Raw genomic sequence first — 16,730 nt, forward strand, 5'->3', positions numbered from 1 at the left:
CCCCATACCCTCAGTTTCGCTCCTACGAGGCATCGCAAAGCCAAAGTGTCGGCCGCCTACCGCATAGTTGAAGCGAATAATCTGCGGCGTCTAGTGAGATGCGTTTGAACTTGGCTTGCTGAGCAGATGTTCGGAGCGGGTCAAAGGGCTAGCTACAGGACAAAGAACATTCACCAAACCAGCGACTTGCGCGGAAAGCAGCGACCCCTACACCCCCAGCGTCGGCTCGGTATTCACCTTCAGCGCCTCCTCCGCCTCATCCTCCTCGCCGTGCACCCCCAACGCCCGCCCGATCCAGATCGGGTCGACCAGATGGTCGCGCTTGGGGTTAGGGGTGTTGGGTGGATGAGGATGTTCGGCCCGCTGCGCCTGTTCACCTCAATCACAGCTATTCGCAGCCTTCAGTGCTTCTCCACGGGACGGCTTGTCCGCTATCCGTCGAACAGCAGCATAAAACCTTGGATAGTCGCGGGAACACAGGTCGAACAAGCGGAGAAATGCCGGAACCTGTTCGCCGTAGACAGATGTCGCGGCGAGCTTGGCGTTGTTGATCGGCTGATTGAACCAGGCGTCATAGCCCCGGTATCCGGCCCAGCGCCTGTCGCGCATTTGCCGGTAGCGCATCCGCAGCCTGTTGATCGTGGCCGCCTTGGCGGCAGCCATCTGCTGCGGGGTACGGGGACTTCCATAGACCTGGGCCACCTCTTCGCGCGCCTTCGCCACCAGCCCGAGAAAATCGGCACTGCGCTTGCGGGCGGCTTCGTAGCGGCGCAACCCGGCCCGATCGCCGGCGGCGCGGAGCCATTTCCTTGTGCCGGTGGTTTCGACGGCAACCGCGAAAGCCTCGTTGAATGCGGAATCGCCATTCACATAGAGGCGCTGATGCGCCAGTTCATGGAAGATCAGGCTGGCGAGATAGGTGTCGTCCTGACGGAGCATGGTGCTGAGCAGCGGGTCGCTGGACCAGCCCAGTGTGGAATAGGCGGTGATGCCGGTGACAAAGACGTCCAGCCCCTGTCTCTGAAGCTCGACAGCGCTTTCCGTCGCGGATTTCCGCGAAAAGTAACCCCGGTAGGGAACACAGCCGAAAACCGGAAAGCACCATGTGCGCGGCGTGAGGGAGAATTGCGGCGCGGCAAAAACGGCCCATGTCACAGCGTCCCGGTGAATGTCGACATAGCTGCGATAGCTGCTGTTGTCGGGCAGTGACAGTTCATCTGTCGCAAACCGTCTTATGGCGCTCGCCGACGTCAGCTTGCTGCGCAATGCCTCAGGTGTCGAAGGATCGCGGATCAGTTTTCCAACATTTTCGCGCGCAGCCATGATCTCCACATGGCCTTCCAGCGACTGCGCGTAGTAGGAAATGCTTGTGCAGCCGCTCACCCCGAACGCCATGGTCACCGCGGCAAGTATTCGAAGAACGCGCCTCACCGTTTGCCCACCGCTTGCTTGTCTCGCCAAAGGAGTTCTTGCTCTCACAGGCGCACCGATCTTCGTCAAGCAGACACCGGCCCCAAGTTACCGCGCTCATTCGCCCGCCCAGACAATGGCATATGGCGCTCCCCCACTCCGGCCGCTGCCGGCCGGAGTGGGGGTCGGCGCAGTCCTACGCGATTGCCCCCCACGCACCCAGCGTCGGCTCGGTATTCACTTCCAGCGCCTCCTCCGCCTTATCCTCCTCGCCGAGAGCCTCGCCCTTCACCGCTAGCGCCCGCCCGATCCAGATCGGGTCGACCAGATGGTCGCGCTTGGGGTTGGTGGTGTTCGGGTGGATGAGGATGCTCAGGCCGCCATGGTTGAGCATCAGCCACGGAACGAGGGTAGCGAAAACCCCGGTGGCGAAGGAGACCTGGTGCATGGCCTGCTCGTGCGGGCCGACCGGCTCGTCGCGCCAGTTGTCCAGGCGCACGCGGAAACGTTCGCCGATGCGCAGGCGCAGCCATTCGGCATGCTGCCGCTCTGCCTGCCCGTCATAGTAGATATGGGCGTGATAGCTGGCAATTTCCGCAAGCGGCCTTGGACTGGCGGCGTCTTCGTTCACCTTGATGTTCTCCTTCGATGATTACGGGCAGAACCCGAAACATGGAAGGTCGACCTTGTCGATTGATGCCGCATCTTGCAGCGGGAAAACCGGGACAACCGTCTCGCTACCATCGATGACCAAGACCTGGCCTGTCACGTGCCCTACCCCTCGCCCGACAGATCCCGCCGTGCCTTTTCGAGCTCTTCGGCGTAGCGTCGCATCAGATGGCCTTCGGTCAGGAGCCCGACGACGATGCGGTCGGTGAAATCCTCGACCACGGCCAGTTCCTCGGCGCCGGCACGCTGGAAGGTCTCGGCGGCCGATTGCACGTTCATGGTCGGCACCAGGACGGCGTCCCTATACTTGGCGAGCGAGCGCACCGGCGTCTCACCGTCGGACAGTTCGCTGTGCAATTCGGCGACGATCAGCACGCCGACATAATGCTGCCCGGCGTCGACCGCGATGACACGCTGGGCCGAACCGAGCGGCACTTCCTTGCGAAAGGCGGCAAGCGTTTTCGAGGCATCGATGGTGCGGACATCCTTGCGCATCATCGAGCCGACCGTGAGGGTGCGCATCCAGCCGACGTCATGCGCGCTGCGGATCGTCTCGCCGCGCAGGTGGAAACGCCATGTCGAGAAGGAATAGCCAAAGGTTTCGCGCACCAGGATCGCCGCCATGATCGAGGCCGCCAGCACCACGCCGGTGAGCGTCAGGTCGCGGGTTGATTCCAGAGCCAGGAACGTCATCGTCAGCGGGCCGCCGACGACGCCGACAGCGAGCGACGTCATGCCGACCACGGCGGCGACGGCGGGATCGATGCCCGTCGCCGGCGAAACGGCGGCCATGATTTCGGCGAACATCTTGCCGAGCAGGGCGCCGAGGAACAGCGAGGCAAAGAACAGTCCGCCGCGAAAGCCCGAGCCCAGCGAGACCGCCGATGCCGCCAGCTTCAGCAGGAAGACACTGGTCACCACGGCAAGCCCGTAATTCATAGCGAATTCGCGATGCAGCGCGCCGTGGCCGCTGGACAGGACCTGCGGCGTAATCAGCCCGAGGAGCCCGACGATGCAGCCGCCGATGAAGGGGCGCAGCGCGGCATCGATCGACAGCCGCACGAAACCGCGCTCGATCAGGGTCACCAGTTGCATGACAGCAATGGAGGCGGCACCGCCCAGCAACCCCAGCAGCAGGAACGGCAGATACTGGCTGGCGGTGAGCGCCGGCAGGCCGGAGAGCTCCAGCGGAAACGGAACGCCGCCAAACACCTCGGCGGTCAGCGAGGCCGCGATCGCCGCCGTCATGACCGGCGCGACATTGGCGACCGAATAGATGCCGATGACCAGCTCGAAACCATAGAAGGCGCCGGTCAGCGGCGCGTCGAAGGCGGCCGCGATCGCACCGGCAGCACCACAGCCGACCAGGATGCGGACATCGTTGCGGCGCAGCCTGAAGGCCCGCGCCAGCCGCGACGCCAGCCCGGACCCGACCTGCGTGTAGCCGGCCTCCAGCCCGACCGAGGCGCCGAAGCCGCTCGAGATCATGGTCTGGCCGGCGATGATGAACGTGTCGGTCAAGGACATGCGCCCGCCGTAAAGCGCGTTGGCTTCGATCGGATCGACCGGCGTGCGGAACTTTCGCGTCCTCAGCCAGATCACCGTCAGCCCGAGCAGGATGCCGCCGATTGCCGGGATCAGCGCCTGCACCGGGCTCCCCAGCGAAAACATCCCCGAAAGCCGCCCGCCCGGCTGAACGCCGAACAGCAGCCCGTGCAGGTCCTGCACCATCTGGCTCATCGCGGTGACCAACATGCCCGCCATCACCCCGACCACGCCGGCGAGGATGACCACCGCGATGCCGCGCGCTTCGAGCAGCGGCAGCGACCTGATCAGCATCGCGCGCAGCCGGCGGGCATAGACTTGCGGTTCGTTTCTGGAAAGCACCGGAGCGGCTCGCCGATATCCAAGGGAATGGTGCCTGATACGCCCGGCAACACCGCATGGCAACCGCAATGGCGCCGCCGGAAGGTGGCACGGACAGCGCGGCTTCGCTGCGTCGATAAGACCCCCTCGTCACAGGAAACTGCGTTGACGTAAACGTCAACCCGAAGCTATATGCGCCCAGCGCCAATGCGCGACAAACGCAACGAGACGAGGAGAACGGCATGAGCGTTCAGGAGATTGCCGACAAGATCAGGTCGCGCGTGGCGAGTGCCGGGTTCGATCGTTCCGTGAAATTCGACACCGGCGCTGACGGTGTCATCGTCATCGATGGCGCTGATGTCTCGACCGCCGACGCACCGGCCGACTGCACCATAAAGCTTTCGCTCGACGATCTGGACTCGCTGATATCGGGCGACCTCAACCCGACCATGGCGTTCATGACCGGCAAGATCAAGGTCGAGGGCGACATGAGCGTCGCCATGGCGCTGAGCCAGTTGATCGGCTGACTCGCCACGGATGAAGCGAACGCCGCCCATTGGGCGGCGTCCGGCTGAAAGGCTTCACGCGGCGACGGTCAGCGCCGCCGGCGCCTTCAGCTTGCGCCCCGCGGCCTTCAGCGTGCCCTGGGCGCCGCTCAGCGCGCCGCCCACCAGTTCAAGCGCCAGCAGGCGGTGCCGCTCATAAGGCCCCGGCATGGCGAGCGAGCCGGTCTTGGTGGCCGAGAACCCGAAACGCCCATAGTAGGGGGCGTCGCCGACGAGCAGGATCGCGGCATGGCCGAGCCGCACCGCCTCCGCCACGGCATGGCGCATCAGCGCCGAGCCGATGCCGGCACTTTTGAGCGCCGGGTCGACAGCGAGCGGACCGAGCAGAAGTGCCGTCGGACCGCCCTCGCCCAGCACCACATCCCACAGCCGCACGGTGCCGGTGACCGCCCCCGATGCATCGCGCGCGACGAAGGCCAGGCCTTCCGAAGGCCGGCGGCCGCGCCGCAGCTTTTCGGAGGATTTCTTCTTGCGCTTCGGCCCCATCGCGCGATCGAGCAAAGCCTCGCGCGCCGCGATATCGGCAGCGGTTTCGGCGACGATCAAAGAAGCCGGCGCGCGGTCTACGATTTCAACTGGCATTTCCATTTCCGCGATCCTTCACGAGCGGAGATCTGTTCCACAGGCGAGCCCGGGCGGGCGACGGACGCCCACCTGGGATGATCTGAGCAACTCTTGCGAGCCGTCAGATCACGTAGGATCGGAGAGGCTCGAAGCCGTTGAAGGCGACCGCCGAATAGGTGGTCGTGTAGGCGCCGGTGCCCTCGATCAGCACCTCGTCGCCGATGGTCAGCGACAAGGGCAGCGGATACGGCGTCTTCTCGTACATCACGTCGGCCGAATCGCAGGTCGGGCCGGCAAGCACGCAGGGCGCGGTCTCGGTGCCGTCATACGCGGTCGTGATCGCGTAGCGGATCGCCTCGTCCATCGTCTCGGCGAGACCGCCGAACTTGCCGATGTCGAGGAACACCCAGCGCACATTGTCGTTGTCGGCCTTCTTCGAAATCAGCACGACTTCCGACTTGATGACGCCGGCATTGCCGACCATGCCGCGGCCCGGCTCGATGATCGTCTCCGGGATCGCGTTGCCGAAATGCCTGCGCAGCGCCGAGAAGATCGCCTGGCCATAGTCCTGAGCCACCGGCACGTCCCTGAGGTAACGGGTCGGGAAGCCGCCGCCCATATTGACCATCTTCAGGACGATGCCTTCCTCGGCGAGCGTCGAAAACACCTTCTTGGCGTCGCCGAGCGCGCGGTCCCAGGCGCTCAAATCGGTCTGCTGCGAGCCGACATGGAACGACACGCCATAGGCGTCGAGGCCGAGCGACTTGGCATGGCGCAGCACGTCGACCGCCATCGCCGGCACGCAGCCGAACTTGCGCGACAGCGGCCATTCAGCACCCTCGCCGTCGGTGAGCACGCGGCAGAACACGCGCGCGCCTGGCGCGACGCGGGCGATCTTCTCGACCTCCTCGACGCAGTCGACCGCGAACAGCCGGATGCCCAGCTGGTAGGCGCGTGCAATGTCACGCTCCTTCTTGATGGTGTTGCCGAAGGAGATGCGATGCGCCGGCGCACCGGCGTCCATCGCCATCTCGATTTCGGCAACGGAGGCGGTGTCGAAGGACGAGCCCATCGTAGCAAGGAGGCGCAGGATTTCCGGCGCCGGGTTTGCTTTCACCGCATAGTAGATCTTGGAATCGGGGAGCGCCTTCTCGAAGGCGCGGAAATTGTCGCGCACGACATCGAGGTCGACGACGAGGCAGGGGCCGCTCGGACGTCGGGTGGCGAGGAAGTCAAGGATGCGCTGGGTAGCCATCGGGTCTCTCCAATCACGCCTTGCGGCGTGCACAAAGGCTGCGGGACGCGGGCTCTCGGCCTCGCGAACACGCGGTGGACAAAGGCGGGACGAAAATTCATGGAACCAGCCGGTGGAGACCCCGGAACCACGAATCGCCGTCTCGCGGCGGTGAACCTTGGCCTTGCCCGGCCTCGGTTCGCTTTGTCTGCCTTGGCTTGGATGGGAGACCCGTCCGCACTGCCGGCAATGAAGGTGTGCCTCTTCAGTAACCCCGGTCTTTGGACGACCGGCAGAACACCAGAAAGGCCCGCACCGTCGTTGCTTCAAGGTGTCCTCGGTTTGGCGGTTGGCCACTAAACCGACTGGAGGGGTTGGCTCCAGTTACCTTACCGATTGCCCTCACCATTCGAGGATCGGCGGACACCCACAGGCACGTGCGACTTTGGGCAAGCGCGATATAAGAGCGAAGGGTTTCACAATCAATAAAAATCGACAGGCAAGGTTGTAAAATTTCCAGCGGCGAACAATGTTGGACAGACTGTATCCGGATATTGAACGCATGACAGGCACTCGCGGCCCCTTGAACGCTTTTCTCGACCTCGACCAGATTCCAGTTGCCAATAGGCAATCAGGCCCGCTCGCCGGCCTGCGGCTGGCCGTCAAGGACATTTTCGACGTGGCCGGCTACCGCACCGGCTGCGGCAATCCGCAGAAATATGAAGAGACCTCACCCGCCCCGGCAACCGCGCCTGCCGTCCAGACGCTGCTTGATTCGGGCGCGCGCTTCGTCGGCAAGACGCAGACCGACGAGCTCGCCTTTTCCCTGATGGGGCTGAACGCGCACTTCCCTTCGCCGGTCAATCCGGCCGCACCCGACCGTATCACCGGCGGCTCGTCGTCCGGATCCGCCTCGGCGGTCGCCGGCGGCCTTGCCGACATCGCCACCGGGTCAGACACCGGCGGCTCGATCCGCGCGCCGGCAGGTTTCTGCGGCCTGATCGGCCTCAGGGTGACGCATGGCCGCATCTCGATCGCCGGCACCATGCCGCTCGCCCCTTCCTTCGATACGTTCGGATGGTTTGCCAGGGACATCGCCACCTATGACAAGGTCGGCGCGGTGCTGCTCGGCGACGATCCGCGGCCTCGCGAACTGCAGCGCCCCCTTGCGCTCGATGCGCTGGACGGGCTCGTGCTCGGCCAGCAAGAGACCGATGAATATGGTATCATGGTCCGGCACGTCTCTTCGGTGATGGGCGCACCGCGCACGATCGCACCTTTGTCGCATTCCACCGACGATCTCTATTGGTGCTTCCGCAAGCTGCAGGGATACGAAGCCTGGCAAAGCCATGGTGCCTGGATTTCGCGGAGCGGCCGGATGCTGGGGCCCTTCGTCAAGGAACGTTTCGAGCACGGCGCGACCATCGACGCTGCGACGGCGCAACATGAAACGGAGCGGCGCGACGCCTTCCGCCGCGAACTTGCCGAGCGTCTTGGCGAAGACGGCGTGCTTGTGCTGCCGACCGTCCCTGGCGCGGCCCCGCTCAAGGCCGCTGCCTTCGACGATTTGCAGACCTACCGCGAACGCGCGCTGAGGCTGCTGTGTCTTTCCGGCCTGTCAGGCTTTCCGCAGATCACGCTGCCGCTGGGTGAAGTCGACGGCGCGCCCTTCGGCCTCTCATTGCTGGGGCCGAAGAACAGCGACCGGCAGTTGTTGACGCTCGCCGCACGCATCCTTGCCACCTCGCCACGGAGTTCATGACATGGACACGCTGACCCGCATGCGCGCCTTCATCGACGTGGTCGAAGCCGAGGGCTTTTCGGCGGCCGCGCGCAAGATCGGCCGCTCCAAGGCGCTGCTGTCGAAATATGTGCGCGAGCTGGAGGACGAACTCGGCGCGCTGCTCTTGAACCGCACCACGCGGCAATTCTCGATGACGGAGGCCGGCCACACCTATTACCGGCGCGCCTCAGAAATCGTGCGCGAGGTCGACAGCCTGGCCGATGCGGTGCGCGAATCCTCCGGCGACGTGCGCGGCAGGATCAAGCTTTCGGCGGCGCGCACCTTCGCCGACGCACCGATCGGCCAGTCGTTGATCGACTTCGCCAAGCAGCATCCCGACATCGTGCTCGACATCCATCTCGACGACCGCTTCGTCGATCTGGTCGAGGAAGGCTTCGATCTCGCGGTGCGCATTTCGCGGCTGGAGAACTCCTCGCTGATCGCCAGGCGCCTCGCGCCATTTTCGGTGCGGCTCTGCGCCTCTCCGGAATTGATTGCCAAGCATGGCATGCCGGCCAGGCCGCAGGATCTTGCCCGCGTGCCCTGCATCATCGACACCAATGGCCGCTGGCTGACCAATTGGCCATTCAAGGGCGACAGTGGCGATACGGTGAGCGTTTCGGTATCCGGCCCGATCGAGGTCAACAGCCCGATGACGGCGAGGGCCGCCGCCGTGGCCGGGCTCGGGTTTTCCATACTGCCCGATTTCATCGCAGCACCCGAAATCGAGAGCGGCCGGCTGGTGACCGTGCTGGACGATCGCCTCCTGTCTGGCAGCGGCATCTTCGCAGTCTATCCACACCGGCGCTATTTGCCCGCCAAGGTGCGCGTCTTCGTCGACTTCCTGGTGCAGTGGTTCAAGACGCGCGAAAACGCGTGACCGTTTCTCTCCTCAAAGCGCGTTGCGCGGCGACGCGCTTTGAGTTTTTATTGTGTGCGTGTCGTCGTCCCAAAACCGCCCGCACTTTTGGGCGACACGCACCAGCGGTCCCAATGTCGCCCCCTTTCTGGTAACTCTCGACAAGTTACCGAAGCCGATGGAATCGCGCGACCGATAATGCACCTGAAACGGCAAGCAATCATGATGGCTTTGGCCATGGCGGCAATTTTTGCCGTGGTCGGGCCGGCCGGAGCGCACCCGCACGTCTTCGCCGAGGCCCGCCTCGAAGTGGTGCTGAGCCCGGATCACCAAAGTGTGAAAGCGCTGCGTCATCTCTGGCGCTTCGACGATCTGTTTTCGAGTACGGTGATGATGGAGTTCGACAAGAATTCCGACCTGAAGCTCGACGACAAGGAATTGAAGAACGTCGCCGACACCGTCCACGCGTCGCTGGCGGAGTTCAACTATTTCCAGCTCGTCACCGTCGACGGCAAGGATGTGCCGATGAACCCGCCTCCGCATCTGATGGCCAATTTCGACAACGACCAGCTCATCATCCTGTTCGAATCCGAACCGAAGGCGCCGATCAAGCTGGCCGGCAAGATCGATATCGGCGTCTACGATCCGACCTTCTACACGGCGATCGATTTCACCGAGGACGCCAACATGCAGGTCGATGGTCTGCCGTCGACCTGCACGAGCAAGGTCATTCGTCCCGATCCCGACGAGGCGATCGCCGAGAACCAGAAGACCCTGACGGACGCTTTCTTCAACGATCCAACAGGCACCGACATGAGCAAGATCTTTGCCACCAAGCTTGAACTGACCTGTCAGCCAGAAGGATAATTCCGGTGACGAAACCGTCCCCGCGTTTGGCATTCGGCCTCTTGGCCGTCACCTTGGTGATGACGCACTTCCTTGGCTCCGCCCACGCCCAGAGTTCGCTCGGCATCGGCGTCAATGACGGCATGGCCCCCACCGCCTCCGGCCCGTTCGCCCACATACTGACGTGGATCAATCTCAGACAGCAGGAATTCTACCGCGCACTGGCGACAGCGATGAAGGCGATGCGCGAGGACGGCAGCAAGCTGTGGCTGCTCATCGGCCTGTCCTTCGCCTACGGCATTTTCCATGCCGCCGGCCCCGGCCACGGCAAGGCGGTGATCTCCTCCTACATGGTGGCGAACGAAGTGGCGCTGAAGCGCGGCATCCTGCTGTCCCTCGTCTCGGCGCTGCTGCAAGGATTGACGGCAGTCGTCGTCATGCTGCTTGCCTATTTCGTGCTGCGCGGCACCGCTATCTCGATGACCGATGCGGCATGGTTCATGGAGATCATGAGCTATGTCTTCGTCACCCTGTTCGGCGCCTGGCTGTTGTGGCGCAAGCTCGGCCCCTCCATGCTGCGCCTGTTCGGCGCCGGCCCGGCCTACAGCCTCTCGGCCGCCCACGCCGGCCACTCGCATGGCGGCCACTCGCATGCTGCCCATTCGGCACATGCCCATTCGCATGCGCTTCACGCGCATGACGATCACGACCATGCACACGCTCATGGCGCGCACGATCATCATCATCACGACCATGCGGCCGGCGAGGTATGCGACACTTGCGGCCATTCGCATGCGCCCGATCCGGCGCTGCTTTCCGGCGATCGCTTCGACTGGCGCACGGCCTGGTCGGCGGTGGCCGCCGTTGGCATCCGCCCCTGCTCCGGCGCGCTGATCGTGCTGAGCTTCGCCCTGCTCAACGGGCTCTGGCTCGGCGGCTTGCTGTCGGTGCTGGCGATGTCGATCGGCACTGCCATCACGGTCTCTGTGCTGGCAACGATTGCCGTGACAGCCAAGAACTGGGCCGTCTATTTCGCTAGTGACGGCCGTATGGGCAACCGCATTCACTCGATCGTCGAGATCGGCGGCGCGGCCTTCGTCTTCCTGTTCGGATTGCTGCTTTTGTCGGCCAGCCTGACGGGCAGCGTGTAACGCCCTTTCGCGTCTCCGGCTGGACGCGTAGTGGTCCGCCCTAAGCGCAAATCTTGCCGTCCAGCTCATCCTCGATATGGGCGCGGATGATGTCATCGAAGCTTTCTTCGGCGGCGAAGCCAAGCTCCCGCGAGCGTCGGGCCTCGAACCGCGTCGGCCAGCCCTGTACGATCGCCCAGATCGTGTCGTCGGGCTCCTCGCGGATCAGTTTCACCGCCTCGACGCCGACAATGCGTTCCAATGCCTCGATCTGCTCGCCGACGCTGACGGCGACACCGGGCATCGTCAGGTTGCGGCGCGGCCCCACAGTGCCGCCGTCGATCCCTGCCGCGTGGATCAGGAAGTTCACCGCCGAGCGCGGGCTGGCATGGGTATGCACCACCGAGCGCGGCACCGGCAGTATCGCCTCCTTGCCGCTCAGCGGCTCCCGGATTATGCCCGAGAAGAAGCCTGAGGCCGCCTTGTTCGGTTTGCCGGGCCGCACGCAGATGGTCGGCAGCCGGATGCCGATGCCGTCGAAGAAGCCGCGCCTGGAATAGTCGGCAAGCAGCGCCTCGCCCATCAGTTTCTGCGTGCCGTAAGAGGTCAGCGGCGTCGGATGGAATTCGTCGGGGATGACATCCGGGAATGGCGCGCCGAACACCGCGATCGACGAGGTGAAAACGACGCGCGGTGCAAAGCCCGCCAGCCTTATCGCATCGAACAGCGCCCTCGTGCCGTCGAGATTGACGCGGTAGCCGAGGTCGAAATTGGCTTCCGCCTCGCCCGACACGACGCCGGCGAGATGGAAGACCACGTCGGGACGTGACGCGACCAGCCTTTGCGTCGCGCCGGACGCGGCGAGATCGCCGGTATGGATGGCGACGTCGCCGCCTTCCAGGACCGGCGCCTGCGGCGGCACGATATCGTGGAGGTCGAGCGCGGCGATCTTGCGACCGTTGAGCGTTCCATCCTTCGCCAGCCGAGCGACGAGCTTGCGGCCGACCATGCCAGCGGCGCCGGTAATCAGGATGCGCATATCAAAGACCCTTTTTGCGCTGGCTGCGGCCGCGCAGCCAGAACACGACAAAAATCGCCACCATGAAGACAGCGGCGACGACACCGGCAAGGATGGTCGAGACGCTGCCGACCGCCAGCATCACCGTTGGCAAATAGTAGGCGGCAACGCCGAACAGGAGCAGGACCCAGGCAGCGCCGATCGCCGCGTTGCGCGTGTCGCGATCCATCACGCGGCTCCCGAGCGGCGGGGGTTCATCAAGCTCATTGCCAATGTCATGGGGTTCCCTGGATCAGTGATAGTGCCACCACGCGGTGCCGCTTCGTGCGTATGGTCGTGCTCGTCGTGCTCGTGATGGTTGTCGGCGCACTGGCCGAATTCCGGTTCTATCTTCTTGTTTGACCATGATCTTGTCCGAAAACCGGTTTCCACTTTTCGGGATCATGGTCTACGCCCCGAACTCCGCGCGGAAATCCTCGAGCCGTCGCTTCTGCCGGCCGTCGCCATCGAGATTGGCCGGATCGAGCCATGCTTCATAGGCTCTGCGCAACGCCGGCCACTCCTTGTCGATGATCGAATACCATGCGGTATCGCGGTTTTCGCCCTTGACCACAAGATGCTGCCGGAAAATGCCTTCGAACTTGAAGCCGAAACGCTCCGCCGCACGCTTCGACGGCTCGTTGCGGTTGTTGCATTTCCATTCGTAGCGGCGATAGCCAAGCTCATCGAAGATATATTGCATGAACAGGAACTGCGCTTCCGTCGCCGCCGGCTTGCGCGAGATCAGCGGACCCCAATAGATGTTGCCGATCTCGATCACGCCATAGGCCGGATCGATGCGCATCAAGGTCTGGCGCCCGGCGACCTTGCCGCTGGCCTTGTCGATGACGGCGAAGAACAACGGATCCTCGCTGGCCTCGACCTTGTCCAGCCAGGGCTGGAAGGCGGCGCGCGTCGCCGGCGGATAATCGGGCAGCCAGGTAAAGCGGCCGCCGACATCGGGCACTGACGACGCCTCGTAGAGGCCGTCGCCATGCTTTGCCGCGCTCAGCGGTTCGAGCCTGACATAGCGGCCTTCGATGATCCTGCGTTCCGGCCGCGGGCGCGGCCGCCAGTCCTCGAGATTTTCCGACACCCCAATATTTTCCGACACGGGAGCTCCAATCCGTTTGACATTTGGCAACGGACGCTCACAAAAACGCTCGCCCACAGTAAGAACCACGGGGACGGGAAAAATGCTCCACACGATTGCGGCCTTCGACCGTCTCGGCGAGGAAAATGCCTTTGCGGTGCTCGCGCGGGCGACATCACTGGCGCAGCAAGGCCGCGACATTATCAATCTCGGCATCGGCCAACCCGACTTCAAGACGCCGCAGCACATCGTCGAGGCGGCGATCAAGGCGCTGCGCGACGGCCATCACGGCTACACGCCGGCCAACGGCCTGCTGGCGACGCGCGAGGCAGTGGCGCGCCGCACGCTGACCACGACCGGCGTCGAGGTGTCACCCGAGGCGGTGATGATCCTGCCCGGCGGCAAGCCGACCATGTTCGCCGCGATATTGATGTTCGGCGAGCCGGGCGCCGAGATCCTCTATCCCGATCCCGGCTTTCCGATCTACCGCTCGATGATCGAGTTCACCGGCGCCGTCCCGGTGCCGGTACCGATGCGCGAGGAGAACGGCTTTGCCTTCTCGGCGCAGGAGACGCTGGCGCTGATCACGCCGAAGACCAGGCTCCTGATCCTCAACTCACCGGCCAACCCGACCGGCGGCGTCACGCCAAGGGCCGAGATCGAGAAGCTCGTGAAAGGGCTCGAAGCGCACCCGCATGTCGCCATCCTTTCAGACGAGATCTACGACGTGATGACCTATGACGGCGAGACGCATTGCTCGCTGCTCAACTTCCCCGAAATCCGCGACCGGCTGATCATCCTCAACGGCTGGTCGAAGACCTGGGCGATGACCGGCTGGCGCATGGGCTGGTCGATCTGGCCGAACGGCGACAGCGGCGCTCATCTCTACGACAAGGTGCGCAAGCTGGCGGTCAACTGCTGGTCCTGCGTCAACGCGCCGAGCCAATATGCCGGCATCGCCGCCATCGACGGCCCGCAGGACGACGTCGACAAGATGATGCGCGCCTTCGATCGCCGCAGGAAGGTCGTGGTCGAGGGCCTGAATGCCTTGCCCGGCGTCTCCTGCATCACGCCGAAAGGCGCATTCTATGCCTTCCCCAATGTCTCCAAGACGGGTTGGAAGGCCAAGAAACTCGCCTCGGCGCTGTTGGAGGATGCCAGCGTCGCGCTGATCGGCGGTCCCGATTTCGGTATTCTCGGCGAAGGCTATGTCAGGCTGTCCTACGCCAATTCCGAAGAGAACATTCTGCGCGCGCTGGAGCGGATCGAGGCGTTTCTGGGCAAGTGACAACAACGGGAACTCGGGCTGACCCTGTCGGGAAAGGTCCCTTTCGATCGTCCTTGGATATTCACGACCTAAGAAGGGAACCCTCGATGTTTTATGCCATCCTTGCCTATCACGTGGAAGAAGCGATTGAGGCGTTGACGCCGGAAGAGGATGCGGCGCTGATGACCGATCTGCTCCAGATCAACGATCGGCTTTACCGGGAACGCACCCTCGGGCCGGCGGCACGGCTCAGGGCGACCCAGGACGCCTGCACCTTGCGCGGGCCGGGCGACGGACTGATCATCGACGGCCCCTTCGCCGAGACCAAGGAGCAATTGCTGGGACTCTATGTCGTCGACTGCGCCACGCGCGATGCCGCGATCGCGATCGCCCGCGACCTTCGCCGCGTCAATCCGACGGCCGTCTACGAGATCCGCCCGATTTCGCTGTACCTTCCTGGCGTGCCCTTATCGCAGGGATGAGCAGCTAACCTCGCCCGACGAACGGCATCTTCGTTGCCATCACCGTCATGAACAGCACATTGGCGTCGAACGGCAGGCTGGCCATGTGGACCACGGCGTCGGCGACATGCTGAACGTCCATCACCGCTTCGGCGGCGATGGAGCCGTTGGCCTGCGGCACACCGACCGTCATCGCCTGCGCCATGTCGGTCAGCGCGTTGCCGATGTCGATCTGGCCGCAGGCGATATCATAGGGCCTGCCATCCAGCGCCAGCGTCTTGGTCAGCCCGGTAATGGCGTGTTTGGTCGCGGTATAGGGTACTGAGCCCGGCCGTGGCGCATAGGCCGACACCGAGCCGTTGTTGATGATGCGGCCGCCCATCGGCTGCTGCTTGCGCATGGCGCCGAAGGCGGCGCGGGCGCACAGGAACGAGCCGGTGAGATTGACCCCGACAATGTCGTTCCACACTTCGACCGGAATCTCGTCGATCGGTGTCGACTTGTAGCTCATGCCGGCATTGTTGAAGAGCAGATCGACGCGACCGAAGGCGGCCGCCACGGTCTCGAACAGATCGTCGACTTGGTCGGCCTTGCTGATATCGCAGGCGACCGCCAACGCCTTGGCCTGCGTCGGCCCGGCCTCGGCGATCGCCTCGTCCAGCACCTTCTTGCGGCGCCCGCAGAACACCGTGTTCCAGCCGGCCCTGAGCAGCGCCGTGGCGACGCTTTTGCCGATACCCGTGCCGGCGCCGGTGACGATGGCGGTTCTGTAATCTGTCTTGGCTGTCATCGCCGTCCTCCCGGGTCATGGCTGGAAGGCCATCGCAAATGACGGCGCCGATGGCAAGCGGAAGCTGCCAGTGGCAAGCCGAAGCTAGGCGAGGCATGCCCGACAAAAAGGGCGGCCATTGGCGGCCGCCCTGATCTGAACCGGGCTTGGGAGGAGGAAAGCCGATCCGACTGTCTAAAATCATGCGCTTGCCGGGTTAACGAGACGTTACCCGGGTTAACGAGACGTTAGCGCGAAACGTCACCGATCGGCTCCCCCGCGACTCCAGCCTACCAGCGCGAATTGGGGGCGGTCTTGCTGGTCGCCTTTGCTGTCTTGCCGGCCGCCTTGTCCGATGCCGGCACCTTTGCTGCCGACACCGTCGCCTCGACATGATCGACCAGCGCGTCCGGCAGGCCGAGGCGGCCGGCGAGCAGATCGAGATAGCCGCGTTCGGCACGCGTGTCGGCATCGATGGTGAGGCGCGACGCGGTGTAGAGTTCGAGCTTCTGCGCGTCGGTCTGGGCGCCGGCGACCAGCGTGTCCAGATCCAATGGCGTTTCCAGCTCCGACATCAGGAATTTCTCCGCGTCGGGGCCGATGCCCGCGAGACTGAGCTTGCCGGCGATCTTTTGCCGCTCGCCGTCATCGATATGGCCGTCGGCCTTCGCCACCGAAATCATCGCCCGCACCAGCGTCAGCGTGAATGCGTCCTCACCCTGCGGCGCCTGCGAGGGATGGAAGGCGGTGTCGGCCGGTGGCGGCAGCAATTCCGGCTCGCCGGCGGCGGGCGTTTCCGCGGGCGCATTGCCGTTCTTGTAATTCTGGTAGGCCTTGTAGGCGAGGCCACCGATCGCGGCCAGGCCGCCGAGCTTGACCGCGGCACCGGTGACCTGACGTCCCGCGCCGGTTCCGAGCAGCACCGCGGCCAGAGCACCCGCGGCCAGCGGATTGTCCTTGGCCATCTGCACCGCCTGACCCGCCTTGTCGCGGACGGTCGACCCTGTTCCGGGAATTTGCGAGCCGAGCAGATCATCGAGAAGCTTCTTGGGATCGAGCATCAATGCCTCCAGAATTGGCCCGGCCGAACATGCACGGGCAGGTTGCGGACGTCGAAGAGGTAGGCCCCGCATAGCGACATTACAATGACGTTCGG

The 16,730-nt window shown here is 64.1% G+C and carries 16 protein-coding genes and 1 pseudogene; 7 read left to right on the top strand and 10 right to left on the bottom strand.

The annotated features are described in order from the left end of the window. Positions 1–378 precede the first annotated feature (378 nt). The 3 genes from MESS4_RS28515 to MESS4_RS28525 all read right to left on the bottom strand — a co-directional run bounded on the left by MESS4_RS28515 (position 379) and on the right by MESS4_RS28525 (position 3,966). Positions 379–1,395: an aminopeptidase gene (locus tag MESS4_RS28515; protein ID WP_006338866.1), complete on the bottom strand. Its 1,017-nt coding sequence runs from the start codon at positions 1,393–1,395 to the stop codon at positions 379–381. A gap of 211 nt (positions 1,396–1,606) precedes the next feature. Then, positions 1,607–2,041, bottom strand: a complete 435-nt coding sequence (locus MESS4_RS28520) for a DOPA 4,5-dioxygenase family protein (protein ID WP_006338867.1) — start codon at positions 2,039–2,041, stop codon at positions 1,607–1,609. A gap of 143 nt (positions 2,042–2,184) precedes the next feature. Then, positions 2,185–3,966, bottom strand: a complete 1,782-nt coding sequence (locus tag MESS4_RS28525; RefSeq protein WP_036242377.1) for a chloride channel protein — start codon at positions 3,964–3,966, stop codon at positions 2,185–2,187. Positions 3,967–4,184: 218 nt separating this feature from the next. On the opposite strand from MESS4_RS28525, the pseudogene MESS4_RS28530 reads away from it, so the two are divergent. Continuing rightward, positions 4,185–4,472 (top strand): annotated as a pseudogene (locus tag MESS4_RS28530) (SCP2 sterol-binding domain-containing protein); the annotation flags it as partial. Between the two features lie 54 nt (positions 4,473–4,526). Here MESS4_RS28530 and MESS4_RS28535 read toward each other — a convergent pair. Together MESS4_RS28535 and odc2 are read right to left on the bottom strand one after the other, a co-directional pair. Further along, a complete protein-coding gene (locus tag MESS4_RS28535; protein WP_006338870.1) occupies positions 4,527–5,099 on the bottom strand; it encodes an N-acetyltransferase in 573 nt (190 codons plus the stop codon). A 97-nt stretch (positions 5,100–5,196) separates the two neighbouring features. After that, a complete protein-coding gene (gene odc2 / locus MESS4_RS28540; protein ID WP_006338871.1) occupies positions 5,197–6,330 on the bottom strand; it encodes an ornithine/lysine decarboxylase in 1,134 nt (377 codons plus the stop codon). A gap of 541 nt (positions 6,331–6,871) precedes the next feature. Here odc2 and MESS4_RS28545 point away from each other — a divergent pair. The 4 genes from MESS4_RS28545 (at position 6,872) to MESS4_RS28560 (ending at position 10,948) form a co-directional block, all read left to right on the top strand. Further along, the gene (locus MESS4_RS28545) at positions 6,872–8,071 is read left to right on the top strand and encodes an amidase (RefSeq protein ID WP_006338872.1); all 1,200 of its coding nucleotides are present in this window, start codon (positions 6,872–6,874) and stop codon (positions 8,069–8,071) included. A gap of 1 nt (position 8,072) precedes the next feature. Continuing rightward, positions 8,073–8,972 carry a LysR family transcriptional regulator gene (locus tag MESS4_RS28550; RefSeq protein ID WP_006338873.1) on the top strand — a complete coding sequence of 300 codons (900 nt, stop codon included), beginning with the start codon at positions 8,073–8,075 and terminating at the stop codon, positions 8,970–8,972. A 177-nt stretch (positions 8,973–9,149) separates the two neighbouring features. Then, complete coding sequence (locus MESS4_RS28555; protein ID WP_036242379.1) at positions 9,150–9,818, top strand: DUF1007 family protein; 669 nt, start codon at positions 9,150–9,152, stop codon at positions 9,816–9,818. Next, positions 9,815–10,948: a nickel/cobalt transporter gene (locus tag MESS4_RS28560; RefSeq protein ID WP_036242382.1), complete on the top strand. Its 1,134-nt coding sequence runs from the start codon at positions 9,815–9,817 to the stop codon at positions 10,946–10,948. Before MESS4_RS28555 ends, MESS4_RS28560 begins: the two co-directional genes overlap by 4 nt. Before the next feature lie 40 nt (positions 10,949–10,988). On the opposite strand, the gene denD is transcribed toward MESS4_RS28560, so the two are convergent. From denD to MESS4_RS28575, 3 genes are all read right to left on the bottom strand, one after another. Further along, entirely contained in the window at positions 10,989–11,966 is a 978-nt protein-coding gene (denD, locus tag MESS4_RS28565) for a D-erythronate dehydrogenase (RefSeq protein WP_006338877.1), read from the bottom strand. Position 11,967: 1 nt separating this feature from the next. Continuing rightward, the gene (locus tag MESS4_RS28570) at positions 11,968–12,174 is read right to left on the bottom strand and encodes a hypothetical protein (RefSeq protein ID WP_006338879.1); all 207 of its coding nucleotides are present in this window, start codon (positions 12,172–12,174) and stop codon (positions 11,968–11,970) included. 219 nt (positions 12,175–12,393) lie between these two features. Next, the gene (locus MESS4_RS28575) at positions 12,394–13,080 is read right to left on the bottom strand and encodes a GNAT family protein (protein WP_036242384.1); all 687 of its coding nucleotides are present in this window, start codon (positions 13,078–13,080) and stop codon (positions 12,394–12,396) included. 100 nt (positions 13,081–13,180) lie between these two features. On the opposite strand from MESS4_RS28575, the gene MESS4_RS28580 reads away from it, so the two are divergent. Continuing rightward, the gene (locus MESS4_RS28580; RefSeq protein ID WP_006338883.1) at positions 13,181–14,365 is read left to right on the top strand and encodes a pyridoxal phosphate-dependent aminotransferase; all 1,185 of its coding nucleotides are present in this window, start codon (positions 13,181–13,183) and stop codon (positions 14,363–14,365) included. 86 nt (positions 14,366–14,451) lie between these two features. Beyond that, positions 14,452–14,826, top strand: coding sequence for a YciI family protein (locus MESS4_RS28585; protein ID WP_006338884.1), 375 nt, complete (start codon positions 14,452–14,454; stop codon positions 14,824–14,826). Between the two features lie 4 nt (positions 14,827–14,830). Here MESS4_RS28585 and MESS4_RS28590 read toward each other — a convergent pair whose 3' ends face one another. Both MESS4_RS28590 and MESS4_RS28595 read right to left on the bottom strand, forming a co-directional pair. After that, a complete protein-coding gene (locus MESS4_RS28590; protein ID WP_006338885.1) occupies positions 14,831–15,595 on the bottom strand; it encodes an SDR family oxidoreductase in 765 nt (254 codons plus the stop codon). A gap of 269 nt (positions 15,596–15,864) precedes the next feature. Next, positions 15,865–16,635: a tellurite resistance TerB family protein gene (locus MESS4_RS28595; protein WP_006338886.1), complete on the bottom strand. Its 771-nt coding sequence runs from the start codon at positions 16,633–16,635 to the stop codon at positions 15,865–15,867. Positions 16,636–16,730 lie beyond the last annotated feature (95 nt).

The sequence above is a fragment of the Mesorhizobium sp. STM 4661 genome (genome assembly GCF_000359125.1).
Lineage (GTDB): Bacteria > Pseudomonadota > Alphaproteobacteria > Rhizobiales > Rhizobiaceae > Mesorhizobium.